Below are 12,857 nucleotides of genomic sequence, written 5' to 3' on the forward strand. Positions count from 1 at the left end.
CTTTCTTGCTGTTTTTAAAGCAAGGAATAAAAAAACCTCTCCATAAGGGAGAGGTTTCATTTAACACTGCTTTCACAACAGAGACAAAGGTTAGTTTTTAATCTCTGTCACAGAAGCTTAATTCTGTGCTTCGGGTGCATTGGCTGAGAGATCAACCACATGACTTTCATCATTTTGAGGATCAACTTTGATAAACAGTGCAATAAAGCCCATCGCCGCCATCAACCAGAAGATATTCGCACCCCAGTGCTCGTAGCCCCAACCACTGATCACTGTCATCAACGCGATAAACGCACCCAGTGGGATTGCGTTATATAGTGCCTGTAATGCCACCATCTTGTTCTCAGCTGAGTTCTGGATGTATTGAATCGCAGCAATGTGCGCCATGGCAAACGTCACGCCGTGAAGCATTTGTACTACCACCAACGCCAAAATAGAGGTCGTAGACGCAGTCATGCCCCAACGCAGCATCACACCACCAGCCGCAACCACAAACAGAGTGCGCAAAGACCAGCCAGCGAACAGACGCTTACTCAGAGCAAACACAGCAACTTCAGCTGCCACGCCCAAGCTCCATAAGTAGCCAATCACATCTTCTGAGTGACCAGCCGCTTTCCAGTGAATCGCGCTAAAACCGTAGTACGCCGCGTGGCTACCTTGGATTAACGCCATCAACACAAGGAACTTCACGACCGGTTTATCCGTCAGTAACGCTGAGAGTTTTGGACGCTCAGAATGTTGACCTTCGCGAGTCACTGGCATTGGGTTGGTGTTACGCATTGCAAATAGGAGCGAGATAAAGACACCGACCATCGCCGTGTACAAAATCATGTCAGAGCCAAACTCTGCCACCAAGTAACCCACCACAGTCGAGCCTGCAATAAAGGCAACCGAGCCCCACAAACGGGTACGACCGTAATCGAGCATTTTCAAACGAGCGTAGTAGTTCGCCATCGCATCCGACAAAGGCACTACAGGACCACAACACAAGTTGAACAAGACGGTGGCAAGCGCCATCAACCAGAAGCTGCCGCCAGTGAAAAAGTGGAAACCAACAAATATAAGGGCAGCAAAACTCAACCAGCGTAATGCAGGCATAAGGTGTTCGACTTTATGCAAACGTGGGGTAAGTACCATGTTCGCCACACAACGCGTCGCTAAACCTAGACCCACTAACAGACCAATATCTGTTGGAGAAACGCCCTGCTCTTTAAACCACAACGACCAAAATGGCAGATACACGCCATACGCAAAAAAGAATCCGAGAAAGTACTGGGAAATCCAGCCATACGGAGAGGGTTTCAACATCACTGACATCCTAAAAAACGACAAAAACTAACGACTTCCGCCACGTAAACGTTTGGGACGCGGAATTATGGATCGCAATGCGTAATAGAAAAAGGGAAGAATCGGCAACTTACCGTTTCCTCAATGGCACAGGGTCTCGAAATGCAAAATTAGATTGTGACGATTTAGACCAAAGTCGTCTGGCTTCGGCAGGGAAATTTGTCAGACTTAGAATGTGTTCCCACCAAATTTAGGTGCTCTCATGCCTGACAAATTTAATATGCAATCTCCACCGTTCGACCGCCTGACTGACGCACAGCAAAATCGACTGCGCTCGTCTCTTGATGTGGCGTACTACCGAACGCGAGATGTCATTTTAGCTTGTGGGCAAGACAACCCTCACCTGCACGTGCTGATTAAAGGGGCTGTAGAAGAGCGCTCAAAAGATCAAGACGAAGTGTTTGCTCACTACGCCAACGATGACATGTTTGATGTGCGCTCTTTGTTTGAAGAAAGCGTGCGCCATCAATATGTGGCACTGGAAGATACTCTATCGTACTTGCTGCCCAAAGAAGTGTTTCTTGAGCTATATAACGAGAACGGACAGTTCGCTGCCTACTTCGATAACAACCTATCGAAACGCCAAGCCCTCATTGAAGCAGCTCAACAGCAACAAAACCTCGCCGAATTCATTCTGACTAAAGTCGATAGCAGTATCTATCATCCACCGATGCTATTGACGCCCGATATGCCAATTAATCAGGTCACTAAAACACTTAAAGACAATGGCATTGATGCCGCTTTGGTTCAGCTTAACCAAGATGACCCACGCCTAGAGCAATATCCATCAGCGCATCCCTACGCGATAGTTACACGAACCAATATGCTCCATGCCGTAATGCTTGACGACCATCCACTCGATACACCAGTGAGTAAGATTGCGACCTTCCCTGTTTATCACGTCGATGATGGTGACTTCTTGTTTAACGCCATGATCACCATGACGCGCAATCGCATGAAGCGTCTAATGGTGTGCGAAGGCAATCAAGCGGTTGGTATGTTGGATATGACACAAATCCTCAGCGCGTTTTCCACTCACTCACACGTACTGACACTCAGTATTGCACGAGCCAGCAGCGTGGAAGAGTTAGCCCTAGCTTCCAATCGACAGCGTCAGTTGGTGGACAGTTTGCTGACTAACGGTATCCGCACTCGCTTCATCATGGAGCTTATTTCTGCTGTAAACGAACAAATCATCGAAAAAGCGTTTGAGCTTGTGGTGCCACCAGCACTGCACGAGCACTGCTGTCTGATTGTGCTTGGCTCGGAAGGTCGTGGAGAGCAAATCCTTAAAACGGATCAAGACAACGCACTGATCATCCAAGATGGGTTGGAATGGGAACATTGCGCCGAAGTCATGCAAACCCTCACCCACACCTTGCAGCAACTGGGCTATCCACTCTGCCCTGGCAAAGTCATGGTTAATAATCCGAAATGGGTTCGAACGCAGCAAGACTGGATTAAAACGCTCGATGGTTGGATTGCCAAAGCACAGCCAGAACAAATCATGGATTTAGCCATCTTCAGTGACGCCCATGCGGTCGCAGGCAATCGAGAGTTACTCACGCCTATCGCAGATCACCTCAGAGACAGCATGAAAGATCGTATGTTGATTCTGTCCGATTTCACTCGTCCTGCTCTGCAATTTTCCGTGCCTCTTACTCTGTTTGGTAACGTAAAAAGTGCTAAAGATGGGCTAGATATTAAGCGCGGTGGCATTTTCCCTATCGTACATGGTATTCGCACTTTGGCATTGGAATACGCGATTGAAGAGAAGAACACCTTCGAGCGTATCGAAGCACTGAGAAACAAGCGTATCTTAGAACCAGAAACAGCCGATAACCTCAATGAGGCGCTGAAGCTGTTCTTCAAGATCCGTTTGAACCAGCAATTGAGTAAGCAAGAAGCATTGAACAATATCGACATCAAACAGTTAGACAGGACAGAACGAGATCTGCTGCGCCACAGCTTACACGTGGTGAAGAAGTTTAAGCAGTTCTTAGGCTTCCATTATCAAATCCGTGATTAGAGTCTTTTAGGCAAATAAGACGAGAGGTAACAGGGATGAATTGGCTACAAAGGAAATACTGGCATTACAAGCTGAAAGGCTCACCTTATCAGCCACTGTTTTGTTCGCCGCAAAAAGGCGAATTTGTCTCTCTCGATTGCGAAACCACCAGCTTGGACCCAAATCGAGCCGAGCTGGTCACCATCGCAGCGACCAAAATCATCGACAACCGCATCATCACCAGCAAACCGTTCGAAGTTCGACTGCGCGCTCCGCAATCACTCGATTCAGGCTCGGTAAAAATTCACCATATCCGCCATCAAGATTTGGTGGATGGCATCAGCGAAAAAGAAGCGCTCATCAAGCTACTCGACTTTATCGGCAATCGTCCTTTGGTTGGCTACCACATTCGCTATGACAAAAAGATCCTCGACCTCGCTTGTCTGAGGCACTTAGGCTTTCCACTACCTAACCCACTCATCGAAGTAAGCCAGATTTATCACGACAAGCTCGAACGTCATTTGCCTAACGCCTACTTCGACTTAAGTCTTGATGCAATTTGTAAGCACCTCGAGCTACCGATTCAAGACAAACACGACGCCCTACAAGACGCAAAATCCGCTGCTTTGGTGTATGTGCGCCTAACCAAAGGCGATTTACCAAACCTGAGCGTGCCTTATACCCAATAGGTTCAATACGCAGCTTTCGATCCACCTCCCACATTCGCTTTAAATTCAGCAATATCGCGGCGCATTCCTCACTCTCATCCTAAAGTCTAATTGTGGAAATACGCGCTGTGACTGACAGTTATATGCACAGCAACGTTCTTGATGAATCACAGACTAAAGAACGGAAACAGCCCTACAAAAGACGAAGGTCGAGAATTAAAGGCACAAGGAGAGAAGCCATGAGCGAAGCCCACGTTTATCCGGTAAAAGAAAATATTAAAAACCATACGCATGCGGATAATGACACTTACCTAGCCATGTATCAGCAGTCGGTAAGCGACCCTGAAGGCTTCTGGAGCGAACACGGTAAAGTTGTCGATTGGATTAAGCCATTCACTCAAGTTAAAAACACCTCTTTCGATACTGGTCACGTCGACATTCGCTGGTTCGAAGACGGCACGCTGAACGTATCTGCAAACTGTATTGACCGCCACCTTGCCGAGCGTGGCGATGAAGTCGCGATCATCTGGGAAGGCGATGATCCTGCTGACGACAAAACCCTCACATTCAATGAACTGCACAAAGAAGTGTGTAAGTTCTCTAACGCACTAAAAGAGCAAGGCGTGCACAAAGGCGACGTGGTTTGTCTTTACATGCCAATGGTGCCAGAAGCGGCTATCGCAATGCTGGCATGTACGCGTATTGGTGCGGTTCATACCGTGGTATTTGGTGGCTTCTCGCCAGAAGCCCTGTCCGGTCGTATCATCGACTCAGATGCGAAAATCGTTATCACCGCTGACGAAGGCGTTCGTGGTGGTCGCGCAGTACCACTGAAGAAAAACGTTGATGAAGCACTGACAAACCCAGAAGTAAAAACCATCGACAAAGTTGTCGTTCTAAAGCGTACGGGTGGCGACATTGATTGGCACGAGCACCGTGACGTTTGGTGGCACGAAGCAACGGCTGTCGTTTCTGACGTATGTCCACCAGAAGAGATGAAAGCGGAAGACCCTCTATTCATTCTTTACACTTCAGGCTCAACAGGTAAGCCAAAAGGCGTGCTGCACACCACAGGTGGTTACCTAGTGTACGCAACCATGACCTTCAAATACGTATTCGATTACCAAGAAGGTGAAACGTTCTGGTGTACAGCGGATGTGGGTTGGATTACAGGTCATACTTACTTAATTTACGGCCCACTGGCGAACGGTGCGAAAACCATTCTGTTCGAAGGTGTACCAAACTACCCAAGCACGGCTCGCATGAGTGAAGTGGTTGATAAGCATCAAGTAAACATTCTCTACACTGCACCAACAGCGATTCGAGCACTAATGGCAAAAGGTAACGAAGCGGTAGCCGGAACATCTCGTTCAAGCTTGCGTGTAATGGGCTCAGTAGGTGAACCTATCAACCCTGAAGCATGGGAGTGGTACTACAAGACTATCGGTAATGAAAACTCACCTATCGTTGATACTTGGTGGCAAACAGAGACAGGCGGTATCTTGATTGCGCCACTACCAGGTGCAACAGACCTGAAACCAGGCTCAGCAACTCGCCCATTCTTCGGCGTACAACCTGCGCTAGTGGACAACATGGGTAACATCATTGAAGAGACCGCAGCAGAAGGTAACTTAGTGATCCTTGATTCATGGCCAGGTCAGATGCGTACTGTTTACGGTGACCACGAGCGCTTTGAGCAAACCTACTTCTCTACCTTCAAAGGCATGTACTTCACCAGTGATGGTGCTCGTCGTGACGAAGACGGCTATTACTGGATTACAGGTCGTGTAGATGACGTACTGAACGTTTCAGGTCACCGTATGGGTACCGCAGAGATTGAGTCAGCACTGGTTGCACATGATAAGATTGCGGAAGCAGCGATTGTCGGTATTCCTCATGACATCAAAGGTCAGGCAATTTACGCATACGTCACGCTTAATGACGGTGAATTCCCATCAGCCGAGCTTCACAAAGAAGTGAAAGACTGGGTACGTAAAGAGATAGGTCCAATCGCGACACCAGACGTGCTGCACTGGACAGACTCTCTACCGAAAACTCGCTCTGGTAAGATCATGCGCCGCATCCTACGTAAGATTGCAACGGGTGATACCAGCAACCTAGGTGACACTTCGACACTGGCCGATCCAAGTGTTGTAGACAAGCTAATTGCAGAGAAGGCAGAACTGGCATAACACCCAGCCCCTGTTTTAAACGCTAGCCCTAAAAGCCACCATTGCATATGGTGGCTTTTTTGTGCGTGGACGCAAAATAAACCACAGAAAGCACGTGGCAATTATGTTGTTTTTGTTAACTTGGTTACAGAAACGGCGGGGGCTATTGGGAGATTAGACCAGTAAATTGCTGCTAATTGCTGTGAATTAGCTATAATCTTGGTCGATTTTTTAAAATTTGCTCGGTTTTAACAAAAAAATCGTGCTGAATTATCGTATATTTGGGAATATAAACGTTCCACTCACGATAAAGGAAGATAGCAACATAATGTCTGCAAAGTCACGGATTCTAGTTCTAAACGGACCAAATCTTAATCTATTAGGTCTGCGTGAACCGACACATTACGGTAACAACACCCTAGCACAGATTGTTGATGCATTGACTGAACAAGCTCACAACTCTGGAGTGGAACTTGAACACCTGCAATCGAATCGTGAGTACGAACTGATTGAAGCTATCCACGCTGCGTACGGCAAAGTGGACTTCATCATCATCAACCCAGCAGCTTTCACTCATACCAGTGTGGCGCTGCGTGATGCATTACTTGGCGTAGCCATCCCATTTATCGAAGTGCACCTATCGAACGTTCACGCACGTGAGCCGTTCCGTCATCACTCTTATCTGTCTGATAAAGCAGAAGGGGTGATTTGTGGCTTGGGCGCACAAGGTTATGAATTCGCTCTGTCTGCAGCAATCGCGAAATTGCAGGCAAAGTAAACCAAACACTCTGCAGCCCTTTGGGGTTGTCTTAATCACAAGATAAAAGAGAAAGAAAAGATGGATATTCGTAAAATCAAGAAGCTAATCGAGTTAGTTGAAGAATCTGGCATTGCTGAGCTAGAAATCTCTGAAGGTGAAGAGTCAGTACGCATCAGCCGTAATGGCCCTGCATCTGCTCCAGCACCAGTTCATTACGCAGCAGCTCCAGTAGCAGCACCTGCGCCAGTGGCAGCTCCAGTAGCAGACGCACCAGCAATGGCAGCAGAAGCACCAGCAGCAGTTCCTGCAGGTCACCAAGTTCTTTCTCCAATGGTTGGTACTTTCTACCGTTCTCCAAGTCCAGACGCGAAATCATTCGTTGAAGTTGGTCAGAGCGTAAACGCTGGCGACACTCTATGTATCGTTGAAGCAATGAAAATGATGAACCAAATCGAAGCGGACAAATCAGGTGTTGTAACTGCAATCCTAGTTGAAGACGGCCAGCCAGTTGAATTCGACCAACCACTAGTTGTAATCGAATAAGCGGGGCTTGCCTTATGCTAGATAAAGTAGTCATCGCGAACCGAGGTGAAATTGCACTTCGTATCCTTCGCGCTTGTAAAGAATTAGGCATTAAGACTGTGGCAGTGCACTCAACAGCTGACCGCGATCTTAAGCACGTACTGCTTGCAGACGAAACAGTATGTATCGGTCCTGCTCGTGGTATCGACAGCTACCTAAACATCCCTCGTATCATTTCTGCAGCAGAAGTGACGGGTGCAATTGCGATTCACCCGGGTTACGGCTTCCTATCTGAGAACGCAGACTTTGCTGAACAAGTAGAGCGCAGCGGTTTCATCTTCGTTGGTCCTAAAGCAGACACCATCCGCATGATGGGTGACAAAGTGTCAGCAATCAACGCAATGAAAAAAGCAGGTGTTCCTTGTGTACCAGGCTCTGACGGTCCACTAGATAACGACGAAGACAAAAACAAAGCTCACGCTAAGCGTATCGGCTACCCAGTAATCATCAAAGCCTCTGGTGGCGGCGGTGGTCGTGGTATGCGTGTTGTACGTTCTGAAGCGGAACTTGTTCAAGCTATCGCTATGACGCGTGCAGAAGCAAAAGCGGCATTCAACAACGACATGGTTTACATGGAGAAATTCCTAGAGAACCCTCGTCACGTTGAAGTTCAGGTAATTGCTGATGGCCAAGGCGGCGCTATCCACCTAGGTGAACGTGACTGTTCTATGCAGCGTCGTCACCAAAAGGTTGTTGAAGAAGCTCCAGCACCAGGTATCACTGAAGAGATGCGTAAGTACATCGGTGAACGTTGTACACGTGCATGTCTAGAAATCGGTTACCGCGGCGCAGGTACGTTCGAATTCCTATACGAGAACGGTGAGTTCTACTTCATCGAAATGAACACTCGTATTCAGGTTGAGCACCCAGTAACAGAAATGGTTACCGGTGTTGACCTAATTAAAGAACAGCTACGCGTAGCAGCAGGTCAGCCACTGTCATTCACTCAGGATGACATCAAGATCCGCGGCCATGCGATTGAGTGTCGTATCAACGCAGAAGACCCAGAGCGTTTCCTACCTTCACCAGGTAAGATTGAACGCTTCCACGCCCCAGGCGGTATGGGTGTTCGTTGGGAATCTCACATTTACACAGGCTACACAGTACCACCTCATTACGATTCAATGATTGGTAAACTGATCACTTACGGTGAGAACCGTGATGTAGCGATTGCACGTATGAAAAACGCACTAGGCGAGATGATCATTGAAGGCATCAAGACTAACGTTACTCTACAAGAGTCAATCATGAATGATGAGAACTTCCAACACGGTGGTGCGAACATTCACTACCTAGAGAAGAAGCTAGGCCTACAATAAGCCTTTGCTAACCTCATAATAAATGCCCACATCTGTGGGCATTTTTGTTTTGTATAAAGTCTATACTCAAACAAATCGTAGAGTTCTGGTAAACTCTGCGCCACTTCATTCACTTTAAGAGCAAAAACAAATGCCTTGGATTCAAATCAAACTCAACGCGACCAATGAAAACGCTGAGCAAATCGGCGACATGCTAATGGAAGAGACTGGTGCGCTGTCTGTAACATTCCTAGACGCGCAGGATACGCCCGTATTCGAACCTCTACCTGGCGAGACTCGCTTATGGGGCGATACTGACATTCTGGCACTGTACGATGCAGAAGCAGATACAAACTTCATCATCACTCAAATCAAAGCAAGCGGCATGCTAGCGGACGATTTTGCTTACAAAGTAGAACAGCTAGAAGACAAAGACTGGGAACGCGAATGGATGGAAAACTTCCACCCTATGAAGTTCGGCGAACGTCTATGGATTTGTCCAAGTTGGCGTGATGTTCCTGAACCAGACGCGGTTAACGTTATGCTTGATCCTGGTCTAGCTTTCGGTACGGGTACTCACCCGACAACAGCACTGTGTCTTGAATGGCTAGAGAGTTTAGATCTATCAGGTAAAACGGTTATCGACTTTGGTTGTGGCTCAGGCATCCTTGCGATCGCTGCGATCAAACTTGGCGCAGGCAAAGTTATCGGGATCGATATTGATCCTCAAGCTCTTCAAGCTTCTCGCGATAACGCAGAGCGCAATGGTGTTGCTGACCAATTAGAAGTGTACCTTCCTCAAAACCAACCTGAAGGCCTAATTGCTGACGTGGTTGTTGCTAACATTCTTGCTGGTCCATTACGTGAACTTGCACCTATCATTAAAGGTTTGGTTAAACCAAATGGTGACCTAGCGATGTCTGGTGTTTTAGACACTCAAGCAGAAGACGTAGCGAATTATTACCGTGATGAGCTTCACATTGATCCAATCGCAGAGCAAAGCGAATGGTGTCGTATCTCCGGTCGTAAGCAAGGCTAGACAAGGTTTTCAGGGCTAATTGTTTGAATTTCATACAAATTACAAAAACAATTTGTAAATGCTCAAATATTAGTCTTTTCACGCAGTAAAAAAATGCGTAAAATGCGCGCCCTTGCTGGTACAGAACTGTGATGACGTTTTGAAAATCGGAAACTATCAACTTAAGAACAATCTAATCGTAGCCCCTATGGCTGGTGTAACGGATAGACCGTTTCGCGAGTTGTGTCTTCGCTATGGTGCGGGAATGGCCGTCAGTGAAATGATGTCTGCTAACCCGAAACTATGGGGAACGTCAAAGTCGAAACAGCGCATGGTGCATGAAGGCGAATCGGGCATTCGCTCTGTACAGATTGCCGGTTCCGATCCACAGCTTATGGCCGATGCAGCTCAATTCAGTGTTGAAAACGGTGCGCAAATCATCGACATCAACATGGGCTGCCCAGCAAAGAAAGTGAATAAGAAGCTGGCGGGTTCTGCCCTGCTTCAGTACCCAGACATCATCAAAGAGATTTTGACTGCGGTAGTGGACGCGGTAGACGTTCCTGTAACGTTAAAAACCCGTACTGGCTGGAACACAGAAAATAAAAACTGTGTTCACATCGCTAAATTAGCCGAAGACTGCGGCATACAGGCTCTTGCACTGCATGGCAGAACAAAAGCCTGTATGTACAAAGGTGAGGCCGAATACGACAGCATTAAAGCGGTTAAACACGCTATATCCATTCCGGTTATCGCAAACGGTGATATCGATAGCCCGGAGAAAGCGAAGTTTGTACTGGAGTACACCGGTGCAGACGCTTTAATGATTGGACGCCCTGCCCAAGGTCGTCCTTGGATTTTCCAGGAAATCCATCACTATTTGGAAAACGGCACCACAATGGATGAGCTTCCAAGTGAGGAAGTGAAAACCATTATGCTTGGTCATGTTAACGCTTTGCATGATTTCTATGGAGAGTTCTTAGGTCCACGTATCGCGCGTAAGCACGTTGGTTGGTACCTAAAAGAGCATGAACAAGCGAGTGAGTTTCGCCGTACCTTCAATGCTATCGATGCAGCTGAGCTGCAGCTTGAGGCATTAGAGGGTTATTTTGATAACGTTGCATCATAATTAAGAGAAGAGCTAGACCGAATATGTTCGAACAAAATCTGACTTCAGAAGCATTAACAGTAACTACAGTAACGTCACAAGACCAGATTACTCAGAAGCCTTTACGTGACTCTGTTAAAGCGTCTCTTAAAAACTACCTAGCTCAACTAAACGGCCAGGAAGTAACTGAACTATACGAATTAGTTCTAGCTGAAGTTGAACAGCCACTATTAGATACCATCATGCAGTACACTCGCGGTAACCAAACTCGCGCAGCAACTATGATGGGCATCAACCGCGGTACTCTTCGCAAAAAACTTAAAAAGTACGGCATGAACTAATATCAGTTCATACAGTAATTTTGTAAAAAAGGCTTAGTCAGCAATGGCTAAGCCTTTTTTATTAGCTTCAAGCTACTGACACTCCAACTCTTCCAAACGCTTCTCCTTCACCTTTGTACAAACATTAGTCAAGTCTGATACTTTGAACTGTGATCAGTATTGATTGTGAACTCAATACAAACAGATATAATCAACGACTTACATTGGATAAAGGAACTAACCTCATGATTTACAAAGAAAGGGACGATTGGCTTCATGCCATTTTGAATACCCTCCCTGATCATGTCTTTATCCTCAACGAACAAGGCCGCTATATCGAAAGTTTCGGTGGCACTTACCATTCAAAACACTTCAATGCACAAAGCTATACCAACCTCACGTTAAACGATGTTTTATCACCGAGCAAAGCCGCTGAGTTGATCGGTTATATTAACGATGTGCTTCGCTCTAACGAGCCTAAGGTCGTCAAATACAGTATCGCCCTACAAGACCACCTTTTAATGCCAATAGAAGAACTAGAAGCATTAGAGAACCCAGAAGAAACGTGGTTTGAAGCGATCATTAAACCCGTAGAAAGCATTCAAGGTGATGAAAACTTGGTGATTTGGTCCGTGCGTGATGTCACCAAAACGCATCTGCTAGAAAGGCGCCTCAAAGAGCTCTCAGAGACAGATGAATTAACAGGTGTCATGAATCGCCGAGCATTCCTAACAAGCCTAGATAGGTCTCTGAGCTCGCATTCGCACCCATCTCCCCCCCTAACTTGCGTCATGATTGATATTGACCATTTCAAAGAGATCAACGATCAGGTTGGGCACTTCTCCGGCGATCAAGTGATCAATCATGTGGCCAAGATTTGCCAACGTGCAATCCGTGGAACTGACTTTATTGGTCGTTTAGGAGGGGAAGAATTTGCCGTGATCCTAGCCAACACCAGCGCAATACAAGCCTATGAGGTAGCAGAAAGGATCAGACAAGCGATCCAAACCGCACCATGCAAAGTAGATGGTATCGAAATCAGCACAACAGTTAGCATTGGTGTCGCGGAATATGACGGGCAAGTACTGAGCGCCAAAGAGTTAATGGTTAACGCAGATAAAGCCATGTATTACTCAAAACACTCCGGACGTAATCAAGTCACTCTGTATCATGGCAATATTCCTGACGTCAAACTGCAGCACTCTACCAACTTAAGAATCCAAAAGGTTTCTTAACCCCTTTGCTTTATCATCCATACTATCCACGTCCCACGTCTCCCTTAAAACGCTCACACTCAACTCTTATGCCTAAATCTAGTATGAGGCTAGGCATGCCCAATATGTTTTAACAACGAGCTTAAGGCTGTTCTAGAGGCGTGAGAGGTGGTGACATTTCGAGAAACTAGGTAGTGCGTTAGCACTATCTCATGATCAATTTAGTAAACAGGAAAGATATACAGGCTTTAGAAAATGCTTTGTCTTTATAGGAGAGTTCTTGGTAATCAAATTTACTTTACTCCAAATGCAAAAAAGCCCACTCTTTCGAGTGGGCTTCTTCAAATTTAAAGCCTGGCGATG

General features: G+C 46.6%; 11 protein-coding genes. 10 read left to right on the plus strand and 1 reads right to left on the minus strand.

Annotation, left to right across the window (positions count from 1 at the left end):
• Positions 1–117 precede the first annotated feature (117 nt).
• The gene (locus KIT90_RS24275) at positions 118–1,308 is read right to left on the minus strand and encodes a 3-phenylpropionate MFS transporter (protein ID WP_285379109.1); all 1,191 of its coding nucleotides are present in this window, start codon (positions 1,306–1,308) and stop codon (positions 118–120) included.
• A 241-nt stretch (positions 1,309–1,549) separates the two neighbouring features.
• On the opposite strand from KIT90_RS24275, the gene KIT90_RS24280 reads away from it, so the two are divergent.
• From KIT90_RS24280 to KIT90_RS24325, 10 genes are all read left to right on the plus strand, one after another.
• The gene (locus KIT90_RS24280) at positions 1,550–3,376 is read left to right on the plus strand and encodes a DUF294 nucleotidyltransferase-like domain-containing protein (protein WP_285379110.1); all 1,827 of its coding nucleotides are present in this window, start codon (positions 1,550–1,552) and stop codon (positions 3,374–3,376) included.
• A gap of 35 nt (positions 3,377–3,411) precedes the next feature.
• Positions 3,412–4,044 carry a 3'-5' exonuclease gene (locus tag KIT90_RS24285; protein ID WP_005440406.1) on the plus strand — a complete coding sequence of 211 codons (633 nt, stop codon included), beginning with the start codon at positions 3,412–3,414 and terminating at the stop codon, positions 4,042–4,044.
• A 218-nt stretch (positions 4,045–4,262) separates the two neighbouring features.
• Positions 4,263–6,215 (plus strand): acetate--CoA ligase, encoded by a 1,953-nt coding sequence (gene acs, locus KIT90_RS24290; RefSeq protein ID WP_005428764.1) that lies wholly within the window; start codon positions 4,263–4,265, stop codon positions 6,213–6,215.
• Positions 6,216–6,522: 307 nt separating this feature from the next.
• Complete coding sequence (aroQ, locus tag KIT90_RS24295) at positions 6,523–6,972, plus strand: type II 3-dehydroquinate dehydratase (RefSeq protein WP_005428757.1); 450 nt, start codon at positions 6,523–6,525, stop codon at positions 6,970–6,972.
• Between the two features lie 60 nt (positions 6,973–7,032).
• On the plus strand, positions 7,033–7,497 hold the full coding sequence (gene accB, locus KIT90_RS24300; RefSeq protein ID WP_045482542.1) for an acetyl-CoA carboxylase biotin carboxyl carrier protein: 465 nt from the start codon (positions 7,033–7,035) through the stop codon (positions 7,495–7,497).
• A gap of 14 nt (positions 7,498–7,511) precedes the next feature.
• Entirely contained in the window at positions 7,512–8,855 is a 1,344-nt protein-coding gene (accC, locus tag KIT90_RS24305) for an acetyl-CoA carboxylase biotin carboxylase subunit (RefSeq protein WP_005440401.1), read from the plus strand.
• 130 nt (positions 8,856–8,985) lie between these two features.
• Positions 8,986–9,873 carry a 50S ribosomal protein L11 methyltransferase gene (gene prmA / locus KIT90_RS24310; RefSeq protein ID WP_005440399.1) on the plus strand — a complete coding sequence of 296 codons (888 nt, stop codon included), beginning with the start codon at positions 8,986–8,988 and terminating at the stop codon, positions 9,871–9,873.
• Between the two features lie 139 nt (positions 9,874–10,012).
• Positions 10,013–10,981 carry a tRNA dihydrouridine synthase DusB gene (dusB, locus tag KIT90_RS24315; RefSeq protein WP_032803127.1) on the plus strand — a complete coding sequence of 323 codons (969 nt, stop codon included), beginning with the start codon at positions 10,013–10,015 and terminating at the stop codon, positions 10,979–10,981.
• 23 nt (positions 10,982–11,004) lie between these two features.
• Entirely contained in the window at positions 11,005–11,301 is a 297-nt protein-coding gene (fis, locus tag KIT90_RS24320) for a DNA-binding transcriptional regulator Fis (RefSeq protein ID WP_000462885.1), read from the plus strand.
• 224 nt (positions 11,302–11,525) lie between these two features.
• A complete protein-coding gene (locus KIT90_RS24325; RefSeq protein ID WP_285379111.1) occupies positions 11,526–12,515 on the plus strand; it encodes a sensor domain-containing diguanylate cyclase in 990 nt (329 codons plus the stop codon).
• The last annotated feature ends 342 nt before the right edge of the window (positions 12,516–12,857 follow it).

The sequence above is a fragment of the Vibrio sp. B172a genome (assembly GCF_030248355.1).
GTDB lineage: Bacteria > Pseudomonadota > Gammaproteobacteria > Enterobacterales > Vibrionaceae > Vibrio > Vibrio owensii.